Origin of the sequence: Pseudomonas sp. MPDS, assembly GCF_013283895.1 — a bacterium.
Taxonomy (GTDB): Bacteria; Pseudomonadota; Gammaproteobacteria; order Pseudomonadales; family Pseudomonadaceae; genus Aquipseudomonas; species Aquipseudomonas rhizophila.
Map to the genome: position 1 here is coordinate 4,667,528 of NZ_CP054128.1, position 14,777 is coordinate 4,682,304.

Annotated in this window: 16 protein-coding genes and 2 pseudogenes; 8 read left to right on the plus strand and 10 right to left on the minus strand. The window is 59.2% G+C overall.

Annotated features, from left to right (window positions below; genetic code table 11):
- Positions 1 to 309 precede the first annotated feature (309 nt).
- From HQ912_RS20460 to HQ912_RS20470, 3 genes are all read left to right on the plus strand, one after another.
- Positions 310 to 498, plus strand: a complete 189-nt coding sequence (locus tag HQ912_RS20460) for a hypothetical protein (protein ID WP_018607615.1) — start codon at positions 310 to 312, stop codon at positions 496 to 498.
- A gap of 194 nt (positions 499 to 692) precedes the next feature.
- Complete coding sequence (locus HQ912_RS20465; RefSeq protein WP_173407233.1) at positions 693 to 1,409, plus strand: TorF family putative porin; 717 nt, start codon at positions 693 to 695, stop codon at positions 1,407 to 1,409.
- 96 nt (positions 1,410 to 1,505) lie between these two features.
- Positions 1,506 to 2,372: a DUF6279 family lipoprotein gene (locus HQ912_RS20470; protein WP_047227907.1), complete on the plus strand. Its 867-nt coding sequence runs from the start codon at positions 1,506 to 1,508 to the stop codon at positions 2,370 to 2,372.
- A 136-nt stretch (positions 2,373 to 2,508) separates the two neighbouring features.
- Here the strand turns inward: HQ912_RS20470 and HQ912_RS20475 are convergent, their stop codons facing one another.
- On the minus strand, positions 2,509 to 2,901 hold the full coding sequence (locus tag HQ912_RS20475; RefSeq protein WP_047227908.1) for a hypothetical protein: 393 nt from the start codon (positions 2,899 to 2,901) through the stop codon (positions 2,509 to 2,511).
- Between the two features lie 187 nt (positions 2,902 to 3,088).
- On the opposite strand from HQ912_RS20475, the gene HQ912_RS20480 reads away from it, so the two are divergent.
- Both HQ912_RS20480 and HQ912_RS20485 read left to right on the plus strand, forming a co-directional pair.
- A complete protein-coding gene (locus HQ912_RS20480) occupies positions 3,089 to 3,820 on the plus strand; it encodes a DUF899 domain-containing protein (RefSeq protein ID WP_173407234.1) in 732 nt (243 codons plus the stop codon).
- A gap of 253 nt (positions 3,821 to 4,073) precedes the next feature.
- Positions 4,074 to 4,346, plus strand: a complete 273-nt coding sequence (locus HQ912_RS20485; protein ID WP_047227909.1) for a hypothetical protein — start codon at positions 4,074 to 4,076, stop codon at positions 4,344 to 4,346.
- 111 nt (positions 4,347 to 4,457) lie between these two features.
- Here HQ912_RS20485 and HQ912_RS20490 read toward each other — a convergent pair whose 3' ends face one another.
- From HQ912_RS20490 to HQ912_RS20510, 5 genes and pseudogenes are all read right to left on the minus strand, one after another.
- Entirely contained in the window at positions 4,458 to 4,622 is a 165-nt protein-coding gene (locus HQ912_RS20490) for a hypothetical protein (RefSeq protein WP_157952123.1), read from the minus strand.
- 24 nt (positions 4,623 to 4,646) lie between these two features.
- Positions 4,647 to 5,018: pseudogene (locus tag HQ912_RS20495) on the minus strand (ShlB/FhaC/HecB family hemolysin secretion/activation protein); the annotation flags it as partial.
- A 229-nt stretch (positions 5,019 to 5,247) separates the two neighbouring features.
- Positions 5,248 to 5,511 carry a MafI family immunity protein gene (locus HQ912_RS20500; protein ID WP_107322103.1) on the minus strand — a complete coding sequence of 88 codons (264 nt, stop codon included), beginning with the start codon at positions 5,509 to 5,511 and terminating at the stop codon, positions 5,248 to 5,250.
- Positions 5,512 to 5,629: 118 nt separating this feature from the next.
- Positions 5,630 to 6,034: pseudogene (locus HQ912_RS20505) on the minus strand (hypothetical protein); the annotation flags it as partial.
- A 24-nt stretch (positions 6,035 to 6,058) separates the two neighbouring features.
- The gene (locus HQ912_RS20510; protein WP_173407235.1) at positions 6,059 to 7,765 is read right to left on the minus strand and encodes a ShlB/FhaC/HecB family hemolysin secretion/activation protein; all 1,707 of its coding nucleotides are present in this window, start codon (positions 7,763 to 7,765) and stop codon (positions 6,059 to 6,061) included.
- Positions 7,766 to 8,053: 288 nt separating this feature from the next.
- On the opposite strand from HQ912_RS20510, the gene HQ912_RS20515 reads away from it, so the two are divergent.
- Positions 8,054 to 8,329, plus strand: coding sequence for a hypothetical protein (locus HQ912_RS20515; protein WP_173407236.1), 276 nt, complete (start codon positions 8,054 to 8,056; stop codon positions 8,327 to 8,329).
- Positions 8,330 to 8,563: 234 nt separating this feature from the next.
- Here HQ912_RS20515 and HQ912_RS20520 read toward each other — a convergent pair whose 3' ends face one another.
- Positions 8,564 to 9,910: a DEAD/DEAH box helicase gene (locus HQ912_RS20520; protein ID WP_107322100.1), complete on the minus strand. Its 1,347-nt coding sequence runs from the start codon at positions 9,908 to 9,910 to the stop codon at positions 8,564 to 8,566.
- Positions 9,911 to 10,103: 193 nt separating this feature from the next.
- Between HQ912_RS20520 and HQ912_RS20525 the strand changes: the two genes are divergently transcribed.
- Positions 10,104 to 11,402: a mechanosensitive ion channel family protein gene (locus HQ912_RS20525; protein ID WP_047227913.1), complete on the plus strand. Its 1,299-nt coding sequence runs from the start codon at positions 10,104 to 10,106 to the stop codon at positions 11,400 to 11,402.
- Positions 11,403 to 11,519: 117 nt separating this feature from the next.
- Here the strand turns inward: HQ912_RS20525 and HQ912_RS20530 are convergent, their stop codons facing one another.
- The 3 genes from HQ912_RS20530 to HQ912_RS20540 all read right to left on the minus strand — a co-directional run bounded on the left by HQ912_RS20530 (position 11,520) and on the right by HQ912_RS20540 (position 13,800).
- A complete protein-coding gene (locus tag HQ912_RS20530) occupies positions 11,520 to 12,386 on the minus strand; it encodes a carboxylate/amino acid/amine transporter (protein ID WP_047227914.1) in 867 nt (288 codons plus the stop codon).
- A 348-nt stretch (positions 12,387 to 12,734) separates the two neighbouring features.
- The gene (locus HQ912_RS20535; RefSeq protein ID WP_047227915.1) at positions 12,735 to 13,334 is read right to left on the minus strand and encodes an FMN-dependent NADH-azoreductase; all 600 of its coding nucleotides are present in this window, start codon (positions 13,332 to 13,334) and stop codon (positions 12,735 to 12,737) included.
- Positions 13,335 to 13,485: 151 nt separating this feature from the next.
- A complete protein-coding gene (locus HQ912_RS20540; protein WP_047227916.1) occupies positions 13,486 to 13,800 on the minus strand; it encodes a hypothetical protein in 315 nt (104 codons plus the stop codon).
- Between the two features lie 50 nt (positions 13,801 to 13,850).
- On the opposite strand from HQ912_RS20540, the gene HQ912_RS20545 reads away from it, so the two are divergent.
- Positions 13,851 to 14,774 carry a LysR family transcriptional regulator gene (locus HQ912_RS20545; RefSeq protein WP_107322098.1) on the plus strand — a complete coding sequence of 308 codons (924 nt, stop codon included), beginning with the start codon at positions 13,851 to 13,853 and terminating at the stop codon, positions 14,772 to 14,774.
- The last annotated feature ends 3 nt before the right edge of the window (positions 14,775 to 14,777 follow it).

The following is a 14,777-nucleotide window of genomic DNA, read 5'->3' on the forward strand; positions in this document are numbered from 1 at the left end:
CGGCGTGATTCGTGGCCTCTGGCGCGGGCGGCCGGAAGGGCCTTGTGCAGCCGTTGATTTCCCTGGGTTTTCCTCGCGTATGCGGCCATTCGTCAGGCGGACAACGGCCCTCCAGGCCGTTTCGGCCAGCCGTTTTTAAGTTATACAGTCCAGAGGGTTGCTATTTAAAACAGTGGCTTAGGGCAATAATGACGGCATACACCACGCCTTATTCCAGCACCCGGCGTGATAATTGAGGGAGTATATTTGCCAAGCAATTGTCAAGTATTTCCTGTACGATACCTGGCCCAATTAATTATTTACAGGTTAATGGCCGTCATGCGCGTAAAAGCATCCAACAGCAAAGCAAAGCCCGCTCCAGCCGTGGAAACCAGCGAGTCTATCAACGACCAGATCGCTGCATTCCTCAAGTCCGGCGGTGAAATCCAGCAAATTGCCAAGGGCGTCAGCGGCCAGACATTCGGCCCGTCCAAGCAGATCAGCCTGGGCAAAAAGTAACCCGCGCGTCACCTGGTCCCAAAGCGCTTTGAGCTTCGAAGCGCTTGGACTGGAACCTCCCCGCTTACCCTCATCCTGCAAGAATCGACGAACGGCCTTCGCTGCCGAGCTTTCGCCGGTATGCTTGCACCTCTCTAGCTCAAGTGTTTCAGCTTGATGACCGATCCTGCTCCTCGCTATCCATGGAGTGAAGCATGCGCATTCCCATTGTCTCCCTGACGCTCAGCCTGCTGGCCTGCCCTCTCGCCCATGGGCAGGTGTTTCAGGGCGAGCTCGGCGACTTCGACCTCAAACTCGGCACCACGCCCAGCCGCAGCATGGCCCAGGGCCTGGTCACGCCGTCAAGCACCGGCTCGTTTCATGGCGGCCTGGACCTGAGCCACGACAGCGGCTGGTACGTGGGCCAGTGGTCGCCCAGCGTTGGCCTGAGCCCATCGAGCAATCTTGAAGTCGATTCCTACATGGGCTTCAAACAGCCCTTCGACCAGACCCTGGGTTACGAAATCGGCCTGATCCACTACAGCTACCCCACCCTCGACACGCTCGACAGCCAGGAATTCTTCGGTGGCCTGACCGTACTGGGCAGCCGTTTCGGCGCGGCCTTCAGCAACGACCCGGATAAACAGAACAGCACCTTGTTTGCCGACCTGGGCGGCAACGTGCCGTTTGGTATTGGCCTGAGCGCCAAATACACCACCCACCAGTACAACTCACCCGTGTCGGTGGAGGACGGTTATGTAGGCAGTTTCAGTGACTGGTCGTTGAAAATTTCCCGCCCCTGGAGAGGCATCGACCTGGACCTGATCTACAGCGACTCCAGCCTGAGCGGCAGCCGTTGCTCGGCGTACTCCGGTCACAACAGCGAATGCGACGGCCTGCTGACCCTCAAGATGGCCCACCCTTTTTACTAAGCGTTACTTATTCGATCGGCTGAACTGCCGCGCACCTGCCATGCTCAAACAAGACAGTTACGCCTTCGCAACCCATGCCTTCGCAAGGACTCGCTCATGTCGCGCTGGTTCACCCGCATAGCCCTGCTCATGGCCCTGCTGCTCACCGTCACCGCCTGCAGCCGCGTGGGCCTGGCCTACCGCAACCTCGACCTGATCATCCCCTGGACGCTCAACGACTATCTGGACATCAATGGCGAGCAAAAGGACTGGTTCAACGACCGTCTCAATGAACACTTGAACTGGCATTGCACCACACAACTGCCCGGCTACCTTGACTGGCTGGACCGCTTGAAGAACATGGTGCAAACCAACCAGGTGACCGACCAGGCCCTGCAACAGCGTACCCGGGAAGCCAAGGCCGCCATCGCCGAAACCGCCCGGGAAATCACCCCGTCTGCCATCGAGTTATTGCAGGGGTTGAACGACGATCAGGTCGCGGACATGGACGCCGCGTTCGTCAAAGACCAACGCAAACGCCAGCAGCAATACCTCAAGCCGACGTTGCAGCAGCAAATCCAGGAGCGCAGCGAACGCATGGAGAAACGCCTGAACGACTGGCTCGGCCCGCTCAGCGAAGCCCAGCGCCAACGCGTGCAGGCCTGGTCCCGCGCCTTGGGCGATCAAAACCAGCAATGGATCGCCAACCGCGCGCACTGGCAAAACCAGTTCAGCGAAGCTGTGGCCCAACGCCACAGCCCCGATTTCCCCAAGCGCATCGAGCAACTGCTGGTCGACCGCGAAAGCCTCTGGACCCCCGCCTACCGCCAGGCCTTCGACAAAACCGAAGCCCAGGCCCGCAGCCTGCTGGTGGACGTGATGGCCGACAGCACCCCGACGCAACGCGAACACTTGCTGAGGAAGATCGACCGGGTGAAAAAGGATTTCAGTGATTTGAAGTGCCTGAAGGCAGCACGCTCATAAAACCACTGAGATGCATGTGGGAGATCGAATGTGGGAGCGAGCTTGCTCGCGATAGCGGCAGAACAGGCAACACACCTGTTGATGTCAGACCGCTATCGCGAGCAAGCTCGCTCCCACAGGGCTCAGTGCAGGCCTGTCAGGCAATCTGCGCCTTCGAAGCCACCTCATCAAAAGTAAACTCATCCAGCGCATCATCCTGCTCATCCAGCACCTGGCGCGGATGATCATTGCCCGGGATGCTGCTGTCGATCAGGCTCAACAACCGCGAGCCACGGGGCGTCAGCACAAAGTTCTCGCCGTTACCGCCCTCTTCCTCCGGCCGAGGCTCGATATAGTTACGCTCCAACAGCAGCTTTTCGTACTCCCCGGCGACCGCTTTCAGATGATCGAGGTTCTCGATCGGCTCGCCTGCGGCTGCCTTCTCTGCCGCGTACTGCTCCGCATAAGGCCGAGGGGTAAAGCTGTGGCCGGCGCCGTTTTGCACTTCGTGCAACAACCGTTCGATCAAGTCCCAGTTATAAGTCGTCATCCTGGTCCATCCTCCAAAGAATGAGATGCCTACTTAAAGTGTGACCCAGGCGCTGCGCTGCCGTTCAGCCGGGCTTACCGGTGGGCTATTGCCCAAGCCGACCAACGGCCTGTCGAATTCCCCCCGGGCCAAACGACCACTGACAGAAGTGCCGAATCAGCGGCTCTGCCACGCAGGAGAATTCACCATGAACGTAGAAAATCATGCCGTCGTCTCGCGGGAAGAATGGCTCGCCGCCCGTCGCCAGCACCTGATCCACGAAAAAGCCTTCACCCGCGAACGCGACAAACTCAGCGCAGAACGCCGCGCCCTGCCCTGGGTAAAAATCGAAAAACCCTACCGTTTCCAGGGCCCCAACGGCGAACTGAGCCTGGCCGACCTGTTCGGCGGCCGCAGCCAACTGATCATCTACCACTTCATGTTCGGCCCCGGCTGGACAGAAGGCTGTGATGGCTGCTCATTCCTGTCCGACCACATCGACGGCGCCAACCAACACCTGGCCCACCACGACGTCGCCGTGGTCGCCGTCTCCCGCGCGCCGTTCGCCGAGTTCCAGCCGTTCAAACGTCGCATGGGCTGGGCCTTCGACTGGGTCTCGTCAGAAGGCTGCGACTTCAACTACGACTTCGGCGTCAGCTTCAAACCCGAAGACACCGCCGCCGGAAAAGCCCCCTACAACTACGAAAAAACCGACACCACCGAAGGCGAACTCCCCGGCCTAAGCGTCTTCTATCGCAACAAAGCCGGCGACATCTTCCACACCTACTCCACCTACGCCCGCGGCCTCGACATCCTGGTCGGCACCTACAACTACCTGGATCTCACGCCCAAGGGCCGCAACGAAGACGAAATCATGGACTGGGTGCGGCATCACGATAAATACGAAGAGGCCAAGCCTCATAGCTGCTGCCATGGCTGATACGCCAACCCGCGCAAGTCGAGCGCGCTCCCCGTGGCGAGGGAGCTTGCTCCCGCTCGACTGCGCAGCAGTTGCCTGCTTGGCCTCAGCCAAAGCCGACAACTGCCAGGCCAAAGGTCCTACATGAAGCTCGGAAAGCGGTGTCTTGTGGCTCAAGAGTGGATCGCTCTATAGTCCTTCGTCACCCAAAAAAGCGACCGGGTTTGGCGACCCGACCTACAGAGAGACTCAATCAACTTTCGAGGCTCTGACTATGACCAGATACATGTCCATCACCGGAATTGACTGCACCCCGGCCACCCTGCTCATCGACACCGAAGCCCCGCTCGATGTCCTCTTCGAAACCGCCGACTACCGCATCCGCACCGTGACCCAACTGCTGGAAAATATCGCGTTCCGTTCGGATATCAGCTCCGATACGCTGGTGCTTTCGGACTTTTGCAAGATGCTGACGATAGCGTTGCGTGATGGGTGTGATGTGATGGACGTGATTGGGAGGCGGTTGCGGGCGCAGGCTGCTGAATAACGAAAACGGGCGACCTTTGGGTCGCCCATTTCATGCTCGAATAAGGGAGATACACTTTGCATACTTTTCACAAACAATAAGAGAAAAACGGTGACAGACCACGTTTCTACATCATAGAAAACGTGGTCTGTCCCCGTTCGTCATCAGCGGTTGCCAGAACATAACGTTGGCCAACAGGAACGCCAGGCCGTGTTTGGGCATGCCCCAGAAGTGCTCGCGGGTTTGCAAGGCAGCAGAAGGCTGGCAGGCCAGAAAGGCGTGTTGGCGGTCGTCCATGATCGAGTCTCGTTGCAGCAGGAATTAGAGGAATACATCCACGCGGAAGTAGATCGGCGCTTCGCGCTCGGTCAGGGCATCCGGGCGTTCCAGGGAATGGGCGAAGGTGACGCTGGCGCTCAGGTGCTGGCCGCGGGCGAACAACTCCAGCGAATTGCTCGACATGCGCCCGTGCTGGTCGTCGTTGTAGCGGCCGCCACGAATCACGCCTTGGTCGTAACCGAGGCTGGTGCCGTATTCAGCGAACACCGGGCGCAACCACTCCAGCGTCACCGGGCGGCTCCAGCGCAGGTCGTTGCGCCAATAACCACCGCTGTCGCCGGACAGCGACTGGTCCTTGTAGCCACGAATCGACGATTGCCCGCCCAGGCTCATGCGCTGGGGGCTGAACAGGATCCCTCAGGGTCTGTCCCCGTTTTTCTGCTTAAGTTGATTACCAAGAAGCGTGTAGGAAATCGCCCAGACAGAATCGAATCTTGCGCTATAAAACGAAGACCCAAGCCTTATCCCTTGCTGATGACAACTCGTCGAGCAGCAAGGGCTGAGGTCAAGAAGAATGGGTACCTGAAGAAGGTTAAGTAAGTGCCATTCAAATCTGTCCCTTTTCCTCGAGATGTACTCAACGTTACTCTTCAGTCTTTGTTAGCGCCTGCAAATATTTAAAAGGAGCATTTCCAAGTTCAAACCCCATATCCAATGCTAACTCCTGAATCTCTTTAAACTCATCAACACTCAGCGCTACATCGTACTCACAAATATGCTCACAAAAAATCTCTAACGCCAAGCTCTCTTCATTGTACTTGACATAGTCCAATGCCCCCGCCAGAAATACCGCTTCCAAACGCCCTTCAAATTTAGCACCTAGCTTTAATATTCGTTGCGAGTACATAGCAGCCTACTTAATAGATTTATAAGGTGGTATAGGTGCATTATCAGGAAATGCAGTTACAACATTACTTATCGCGGGTTGGTAAACAACACGCATACGAACCCCATCTCGCACCTCAGTTGCCGCCGTTGACTTCGTTGAGGATGGTCTTGGCCGCCGTGCCATTGAGGTTCGGGTTGCCGAGGATGATCCCGCCCAACTGGGTGGACTGGGTGCGGGCGGTGGCGTTGTTGAGGATTACGCCGTTGCTGCCGACGTTGTAATCCTTGAACTGGTTGTGGGACAGGCCGCTACCGTTGGGCTTGGCGATGTTGACGATGGGCACGCCGTTGCCGGCCCGGTCCAGGCCTGTGCCCGGCGCGCTGACCACGATGCCGTCAGCCTGGGCCCACAGCGGTTGCCAGAACATAACGTTGGCCAACAGGAACGCCAGGCCGCGTTTGGGCATGCCCCAGAAGTACTCGCGGGTTTGCAAGGCAGCAGAAGGCTGGCAGGCCAGAAAGGCGTGTTGGCGGTCGTCCATGATCGAGTCTCGTTGCAGCAGGAATTAAAGGAATACATCCACGCGGAAGTAGATCGGCGCTTCGCGCTCGGTCAGGGCATCCGGGCGTTCCAGGGAATGGGCGAAGGTGACGCTGGCGCTCAGGTGCTGGCCGCGGGCGAACAACTCCAGAGAACTGCTCGACATGCGCCCGTGCTGGTCGTCGTTGTAGCGGCCGCCACGAATCACGCCTTGGTCGTAACCGAGGCTGGTGCCGTATTCAGCGAACACCGGGCGCCACCACTCCAGCGTCACCGGGCGGCTCCAGCGCAGGTCGTTGCGCCAATAACCACCGCTGTCGCCGGATAGCGACTGGTCCTTGTAGCCACGAATCGACGATTGCCCGCCCAGGCTCATGCGCTGGGGGCTGAACAGCACGTCCTCGCTGCGCTGGCCGGTCATCAGGCTGCTGAAACTGAACGATTCGCCCCACAACTTGAACGGTTGCAGGTAGCTGACGGTAGCGGTGTATTTGCGATAACGGGCGTCGGCCTGGCCGGGACCCGGATCGTGATCGCCCTGGGCATCGAAAGCGCCGATGCCTTGCTGCACACCCAGGTCCAGGTTGACGAAAGCACTGCCGACCCGTCGGCCATGGTTGATGCCGAACTGCCCTTCACTCAGGCGATTGCTGCTGACGTCCAGTTTGCTGTCTTCAATGAAGTTATTGGTGCGCAGGTAGGCCAGGCCGGTGTTGAGAGACGTCTTGCTCAGGGCGTCGCGGTGAATCACCCGTTCGACTCGCAACTGATGGTTCTGGCTGTCGCCGGTCTGCTTGAAGTTGAAACCGTTGGCCGGGATCTGCGAGCGGTACTCGCTCCGACTGTAGGTGTAGCTGACGTTCCACCAGCCAAAAGGCAAGTTGTAATAGAGCATGGCGTTGTTGGAGGTGTGCTGGTGGTCGGTCATCGCATCGTGACCACCGCGCAACATCAACTGGTCGGCCAAGCCCAGCGGGCTGTCCCACTCAAAGCTGGTGCCCCACTGCTGCTCGCCTGTGCTGCGCTGGCCGTCGTTGCTACGCGACAGCCCGGCACGCCAGGGCTTTTGTACTTCGTTGGTGACGCGCACTTCACTGCCACCGACGTTCTGGCCGGGGGTCAACTCCATCTTCGCCTGATTCGATGGCAGGCGATTGAGCTGATCGACCATCTGCTCGATCTCTCTCAGGTTGACCAACTCGCCGGTCTTGCCAGGAAAGGCCATCGCCAATTCACGGTCCGAGAGCTTGCTGTTCTCGGCGCCCTTCAAGCCTTCAAGCCGTCCTTCCACCACCAGCACGCTTAAATGCCCACCGGACAAATCCTGCTGCGGTAAATAGGCCCGGCTGGTGACCAGGCCTTTTTCGATGTAGTGATCGGTGATGACTTTGAGCAGCTCATTGAGCTGCGTCACGCCCAGGCATTGGCCGATGTAAGGTTTGAGCAACCGCTCGCGCTCACTGGCCGAAAGACTGTCGGCACCTTTGAGTTCAATGGTCTTGATGGGGAAACATCGGGCATCGGCAGGCGCTGTTGGCTGGGCCGGTTTCTCCGCCTTGCCGGGTAAGTCCTTGAGCTCTTCCAGACGTTGACGCTGCTCTTCGAGCAAGCGGTTCTGACGCTCGCGGATAAGGTCGGTTTCGCCGGGGGTGGGGGCAGCGTGAGCAAGGGGAAGCGGAGAAAGGCACAGCAAAGCTACGCACAACCTCGCCCAAAGTAAGGGGGAGGACATGTTAGATCCCTCTAGCAAAAACGATATCAAAATAGTGGCGCGATACTAATTAGCCATCATTTTGACGTCAACTATTTGTTTGATCCGCGGGACTATTACCGAAACCATTCATCTGAAATAAGACGCCTTCCCCACGGAAGTACGAAAGGTCCGATGCGGAACCGGAGACTTCCTGCGAGACGGACAGAAACAATCGCGGGCGTACCTCGCAACATCCAGCCAATGAACTTTCCACCCTCGCGTGGCCTCAACCCCTTATCAGCCCAACAAGGAATACGAGGCCCTGCCATGAACACCCTCCTCAAACTCACCCTCGCCGCCACCCTCACCTGCGCCCTGCCCGCCTGGGCCACTTGCACGCCCGAGCAAGCCACCGCCAAGCGTGAACAATTGGCCAAGGAAGTGACCAGGCTCACCGAACAGAACCCGGAGAAGGCTAAGGAAATGAATAAGGAACTGCAGGCCATGGACCTGGAGACCGCCAGCAAAGATGTGCCGGACAAGTGCCAGTTGATTGATGAGCGTCTTCAAGAGCTCAAGAATGCGGAGAAGAAAGCGGGGTGACGCCCGGAGCGGATACAGCTTGCTTTTGTGGCGAGGGAGCTTGCTCCCGCTGGGTGCGAAGCGCCCCCTGAAATCGAAGCGTCAACTCGTTAGATGATTGTAAATTCCACTTTGTTGGGGCTGCTGCGCAGCCCAGCGGGAGCAAGCTCCCTCGCCACGGGTTTTGCGTCAGATTCAGTTATCCATAAAAAACCGGACCCAAGGTCCGGTTTTTTGTGCAGCACTACCGCCGTTTCACTCAGCCGCTGGCGCTTCAGGCTTGCGGCGCTTGAGTGGGGCCATGCCGTCCTTGCTGACCAGCGACAAAGCGTCGGTCTTCGGACGGTTGGCGATCTTGCGCTTGGTCGGGGCCTTGGCGCCGGTTTTCTTCTTGTCGCCCTTGGCGTCGACCTTTTTCTTCTTCACGCCAACAGCCTTGCCCGAGGCCTTGACCTTTTTCGGTCCGCCGTAGGTGCCTTTGACTTCCTTGATGGTGCGGCGCTCGAAGCTCTGCTTGAGGTAGCGCTCGACGCTCGACATCAGGTTCCAGTCGCCATGGCAGATCAGCGAAATCGCCAGGCCATCGTTGCCGGCGCGTCCGGTACGACCGATACGGTGCACGTATTCGTCGCCGCTGCGGGGCATGTCGAAGTTGATGACCATGTCCAGGCCTTCCACGTCCAGGCCGCGGGCGGCGACGTCGGTGGCGACGAGGATTTTCACGCCGCCCTGCTTGAGGCGGTCGATGGCCAGTTTGCGGTCTTTCTGGTCTTTCTCGCCGTGCAGCACGAACGCCTTGTATTCCTGGGCCACCAGGCGACCGTAGATGCGGTCGGCCATGGCGCGGGTGTTAGTGAACACGATGGCTTTTTCGTAGGTTTCGTTGGCCAGCAGCCAGTTCACGATCTGTTCTTTGTGCTGGTTGTGGTCAGCGGTGATGATCTGCTGACGGGTCGTGGAGTTCAGTTGGCTGACCGCGTTGAGCTGCAAGTGCTCAGGGTTGTTCAGCACCTTGGCGATCATTTCCCGCAGGCCCGAACCGCCAGTGGTGGCGGAGAACAGCATGGTCTGCTGGCGGTTGACGCATTCATCCACCAGGCGCTGCACGTCTTCGGCAAAACCCATGTCGAGCATGCGGTCGGCTTCGTCCAGCACCAGCACTTCGACTTCCTTGAGGTCGAGGTTGCCGGCGTTCAGTTGCTCGATCATCCGCCCTGGCGTGCCGATCAGGATGTCCGGTACTTTGCGCAACATGGCGGCCTGGACCTTGAAGTCTTCGCCACCGGTGATCAGGCCAGACTTGATGAAGGTGAACTGCGAGAAGCGTTCCACTTCCTTGAGCGTTTGCTGGGCCAGTTCACGGGTCGGCAGCAGGATCAGGGTCTTGATGCTGACACGAACCTTGGCCGGGCCGATCAGGCGGTTGAGGATCGGCAACACGAACGCCGCGGTCTTGCCGCTGCCGGTCTGCGCCGTCACCCGCAGATCACGCCCCTGGAGCGCGAGCGGAATAGCCGCTGCCTGCACCGGCGTTGGCTCGACAAATTTAAGCTCGGCCACGGCTTTGAGCAGGCGTTCGTGCAGGGCGAATTGGGAAAACACGGGTGCTACCTCGAAGAAATGCAAAAAAACAGCTGCATAGGGTAACGGTTTCGAGCGCGAAGGCCGAGTTTCTTTATACGAACGGCGCTAATCAGTGGCTTTTTTGTGAGCCGACTCGTCATCAAGGGTCACTTAACCTGGCTTAAATGCTCTAATCGCACCGTCGCGTCTTTATAGAAGAACCGTTTCGTCCATGGACATCAAACAGCTCTGGGTCAACATTCAAGACCTTTGGGGTGCTCTCGATAAGCATCCCCTCCTGCATTCCAGCCTTGCACTGATACTGCTGCTGGTGATTGCCCTGGTGCTGGGGCGCGTGGCGCGTTACCTGATCCTGCACGGTGCCAAGTTGCTGGGTCGCCAGCCGGCCCTGCACTGGGTCAACGACCTGCGCCAGAACAAGGTTTTCCATCGCCTGGCGCAGATGACGCCCTCGCTGGTCATCCAGTTCGGCCTGCACCTGGTGCCGGAACTGAGCAAGACCAGCATGATTTTCCTGGGCAATGTTGCCCTGGCTTTCACCATCCTGTTCATGGTGCTGGCCATCAGCGCCCTGCTCAGCGCCCTTCTGGATGTCTACGCCCGCACCGAACACGCCCGCACCCGCTCGATCAAAGGCTACGTGCAACTGACGAAAATGGTGCTGTATGTGTTTGGCGCGATCATCATTGTTGCCACCCTGATCGACCGCTCGCCGCTATTGCTATTGTCGGGTTTGGGGGCCATGTCGGCGGTGATTCTGTTGGTCTACAAGGACACCTTGCTGTCGTTCGTCGCCAGCGTGCAGTTGACCAGCAACGACATGCTGCGGGTCGGTGACTGGATCGAGATGCCTCAGGTGGGGGCCGACGGTGATGTGGTGGACATCACGCTGCACACGGTCAAGGTGCAGAACTTCGACAAGACCATCGTCTCGATCCCCACCTGGCGCCTGATGTCCGAGTCGTTCAAGAACTGGCGCGGCATGCAGCAATCCGGCGGGCGGCGGATCAAGCGCAGCCTGTTCATCGACGCCGGCGGCGTGCGGTTTTTGCAGGACGAGGAAGAACAGCGCCTGACCCAGGTTCATCTGCTGACCGATTACATCAGCCGCAAACAGGCCGAACTCAAGGCCTGGAACGAAGCCCAGGGCAACGTCGCGGCGATGTCGGCCAACCGCCGGCGCATGACCAACCTGGGCACCTTCCGCGCCTACGCCTTGGCGTATCTGAAAAGCCACCCGGACATCCAGCCAAACATGACCTGCATGGTCCGCCAGATGCAGACCACGGCCCAGGGCATCCCGCTGGAAATCTACTGCTTCACCCGCACCACTGCGTGGGCCGACTATGAGCGTATCCAGGGGGATATCTTCGATTACCTGCTGGCGGTAATGCCGGAGTTCGGGTTGAACCTGTATCAACAGCCCAGTGGCATGGATCTGCGTTCGGGGCTGTTGCCGGCGGCATTGGGGGCCAGTCCTCTGCCGGAGCCGCAGAAGCAGGTGGTTTGACCTTCAAGTCGCAGAGATCCCCGGTGGGAGCGAGCCTGCTCGCGAAAGCGCAGTGTCAGACAACAGATACAGCGACTGATACGACGCCTTCGCGAGCAGGCTCGCTCCCACAGGGGTTCAGTGTGCAGGCAGCGGCTGGCGTACCCCCAACCGACTGATCCACACCGCCGCTAATATCACCGACCCGCCCAGCAGCAACCGCCCCAGTTCCTCGTGCTGGTTCCAGATCAGCAGGTTGACCAGCAACCCCACCGGCACATGCAGGTTGTTCATCACAGCCAGCGTGCCGCCGTTGACCATGCACGCGCCTTTGTTCCACCAGTAAAGCCCCAAAGCGGTGGAGACCAGGCCGAGGAATATCAGTACGCCCCATTGCAGCGGTGCTTCTGGCCAGAAATCCGCCTTGCCGAACATCAGGAAGGCCGGCAACGCCACCGCCAGTGCGCCGAGGTAGAAGTAGCCGAAACGCCGGTAGTGCGGCAGGTCGCTGGGATGGCGAGCGACGAGATGTTTGTACAGCACCTGCCCGGCCGCATAGGTGAAGTTGGCCAGTTGCAGCAGCAAAAAGCCCATGAAGAAATCCGGGTTGATCCGGTCGTAACGAATCACCGCCGCGCCAGCCACCGCCACCAGCGCCGCGATCAAGGCCCAGGGATTGAAGCGACGATTGAGCGCGTCTTCGATCAGGGTCACGTGCAGCGGCGTCAGGATGGTGAAAAGCAGGACCTCGGGCACCGTCAGCACACGAAAGCTCAAGTACAGGCACACGTAGGTCACGCCGAACTGCAAGGCGCCGATCAACAGCATGCCGCGCATGAACGACGGTTCCACCTGACGCCAGCGGGTCAGCGGAATGAACACCAGCCCCGCCAGCACAACCCGCACCAGCACCGCGAAGTAACTGTCGACATGCCCGGCCAGGTATTCGCCAATCAGACTGAAGGAAAACGCCTGAATCAGCGTGACAAAAAGTAGATAGCCCATACGCCCCTCGTTTCGGATGGCGGCGAAGATAGCGGTTTTTGCCGGTTGTCGCTAACCGCAGTAGCCAACCCAGGCACTGAACCCTGTGGGAGCGAGCCTGCTCGCGATGGCGGAGTGTCAGGTGATTTCTCTTACACAGTCACACTGCAATCGCGAGCAGGCTCGCTCCCACAGGGTTGTGTGGCTGGCCTGGAATTGCAGGCAAAAAAAAGCCCGATCTCGCTAAAGCGTTCAATCGGGCGACTGCACTCAGGAGCAACAAGTGCCAAGGGAGGTTCGATGCGCAAAACAGCTTGAAGGGAGCGCCAGGCCACTAGACCACCTGGCGATTACCTGAGGATTAACGGATCAGGCGACCTGAGACAGCTTGGCGTTGGCCTGATTCAAGCCCTTCTCCTGGAAATCACCGCCCAGGTTCATGCCCTCGGCATGGATGAAGGTCACGTCGTGGATGCCGATGAAGGCCATGACCTGACGCAGGTAGGGTTCCTGGTGGTCGGAGCTGGCGCCGGCATGAATGCCGCCGCGAGCGGTCAGGACGAAGGCACGTTTGCCGGTCAGCAGGCCCTGGGGACCGGTGGGGGTGTACTTGAAGGTCACACCGGCACGCAGTACGTGGTCCAGCCAGGCTTTCAAGGTACTCGGGATGGCGAAGTTGTACATCGGCGCGGCCATCACCAGCACGTCAGCGGCCAGCAACTCATCGGTCAACTGGTTGGAGCGTTCCAGGGAAGCGTTTTCGATGTCGTTGCGCTGCTCGACGGGCTTCATCCAGCCCCCCAGCAGATTGGCGTCCAGGTGCGGTACCGGATGGATGGCCAGGTCACGAACACTGATTTCATCGGCCGGGTGCGCAGCTTTCCATTGGTTGATGAAGGTCTGGGTCAGTTGACGGGAAACCGAGTCTTGCTGGCGGGCACTGCTTTCGATGATCAGAACGCGGGACATGGGATGTAGCCTCCATCGGAGAATGTTGTCAGTCGATGGAGTGAAGCTTAAACATGGTTACATCGATCAAAAAGCGCAAATAATTGCTGCAAAACATCGATAAATTCGTTTATAAGCGGAGCAAGGATTGGCTCGCTCCTGTGTCACCGACTTATTTCGGCTGGCAGGTCAGTGTGATGCGCAGCTTGATGATGTTGCGGTTGAACTTGGCGGTGGCGTTCTTGAACTTGCCGGCGGCGACTTCGATCTTGCGGGTACGTGGTGCTTCAGGGCCGTTGCGAAACACCACAGTGCAGGCCGCGTCGGTGCCGCCGTAGTTGTTGACCTGAATGGAGCCAATGTCGGCGTCGGTGTCATAGGCGGTGTAGTCGATGCTCAGGCCGTTGAGGTGTTTTTCCACATCGATCGGGTACGCGAACGCAGTCAGCGGCAACAGGGCCAGCACCACACAACAGATTTTTTTCATTAGGCAGTCTCCACCAAGGGACCGCCAGCTTAGGACAAGAGGAGCTCAATATGAAAGCGCCCCGCGTGACCCTGGATCAATGGCGAACCTTGCAAGCGGTGGTCGACCACGGCGGCTTCGCCCAGGCCGCCGAGGTGCTGCACCGCTCCCAGTCGTCGGTGAGTTACACCGTGGCCCGCATGCAGGACCAGCTCGGCGTGCCGTTGCTGCGTATCGATGGGCGCAAGGCCGTGTTGACCGAAGCCGGCGGCGTATTGCTGCGTCGTTCCCGTCAATTGGTGAAACAGGCCAGCCAACTGGAAGACTTGGCCCATCACATGGAGCAAGGCTGGGAAGCGGAAGTGCGGCTGGTGGTCGATGCCGCCTATCCCAACGCCCGCCTCGTACGTGCCTTGACCGCGTTCATGCCGCAAAGCCGTGGCTGTCGCGTGCGCCTGCGCGAAGAAGTGCTATCGGGTGTCGAGGAAGTGCTGCTCGAAGGCGTGGCGGACCTGGCCATCAGCGGCTTCAGCATTCCCGGTTACTTGGGCGCCGAACTGAGCGATGTTGAATTCGTCGCGGTGGCCCATCCCGAACACGCCCTGCATCGCCTCAACCGCGAACTGAACTTCCAGGACCTGGAAAGCCAACTGCAGGTGGTGATCCGCGACTCCGGTCGCCAGCAACCCCGCGACGTCGGGTGGCTGGGTGCCGAGCAACGCTGGACCGTCGGCAGCCTGGCCACCGCCGCGACGTTCGTCGGCAGCGGCCTGGGCTTCGCCTGGCTGCCGCGGCACATGATCGAGCGGGAACTCAAGGAGGGCTTGCTCAAGCGTCTACCCTTGGAACAGGGCGGCACTCGCAACTCCACCTTCTATCTTTTTTCCAACAAGGAAAAACCCTTGGGCCCGGCCACGCAAATCCTCATCGAACTGCTGCGCACCTTCGACACCGCGCCGCTGGATGCGCCGTTCGCCGCCCCTGAACAAGCCTGACAA

Excerpts from the sequence above, each read along its gene's own strand:
- HQ912_RS20460 (WP_018607615.1), top strand. The coding sequence starts at position 310 with ATGGCCGTCATGCGCGTAAAAGCATCCAACAGCAAAGCAAAGCCCGCT.
- HQ912_RS20465 (WP_173407233.1), top strand. The coding sequence starts at position 693 with ATGCGCATTCCCATTGTCTCCCTGACGCTCAGCCTGCTGGCCTGCCCT.
- HQ912_RS20470 (WP_047227907.1), top strand. The coding sequence starts at position 1,506 with ATGTCGCGCTGGTTCACCCGCATAGCCCTGCTCATGGCCCTGCTGCTC.
- HQ912_RS20475 (WP_047227908.1), bottom strand. The coding sequence starts at position 2,901 with ATGACGACTTATAACTGGGACTTGATCGAACGGTTGTTGCACGAAGTG.
- HQ912_RS20480 (WP_173407234.1), top strand. The coding sequence starts at position 3,089 with ATGAACGTAGAAAATCATGCCGTCGTCTCGCGGGAAGAATGGCTCGCC.
- HQ912_RS20485 (WP_047227909.1), top strand. The coding sequence starts at position 4,074 with ATGACCAGATACATGTCCATCACCGGAATTGACTGCACCCCGGCCACC.
- HQ912_RS20490 (WP_157952123.1), bottom strand. The coding sequence starts at position 4,622 with ATGGACGACCGCCAACACGCCTTTCTGGCCTGCCAGCCTTCTGCTGCC.
- HQ912_RS20500 (WP_107322103.1), bottom strand. The coding sequence starts at position 5,511 with ATGTACTCGCAACGAATATTAAAGCTAGGTGCTAAATTTGAAGGGCGT.
- HQ912_RS20510 (WP_173407235.1), bottom strand. The coding sequence starts at position 7,765 with ATGTCCTCCCCCTTACTTTGGGCGAGGTTGTGCGTAGCTTTGCTGTGC.
- HQ912_RS20515 (WP_173407236.1), top strand. The coding sequence starts at position 8,054 with ATGAACACCCTCCTCAAACTCACCCTCGCCGCCACCCTCACCTGCGCC.
- HQ912_RS20525 (WP_047227913.1), top strand. The coding sequence starts at position 10,104 with ATGGACATCAAACAGCTCTGGGTCAACATTCAAGACCTTTGGGGTGCT.
- HQ912_RS20530 (WP_047227914.1), bottom strand. The coding sequence starts at position 12,386 with ATGGGCTATCTACTTTTTGTCACGCTGATTCAGGCGTTTTCCTTCAGT.
- HQ912_RS20535 (WP_047227915.1), bottom strand. The coding sequence starts at position 13,334 with ATGTCCCGCGTTCTGATCATCGAAAGCAGTGCCCGCCAGCAAGACTCG.
- HQ912_RS20540 (WP_047227916.1), bottom strand. The coding sequence starts at position 13,800 with ATGAAAAAAATCTGTTGTGTGGTGCTGGCCCTGTTGCCGCTGACTGCG.
- HQ912_RS20545 (WP_107322098.1), top strand. The coding sequence starts at position 13,851 with ATGAAAGCGCCCCGCGTGACCCTGGATCAATGGCGAACCTTGCAAGCG.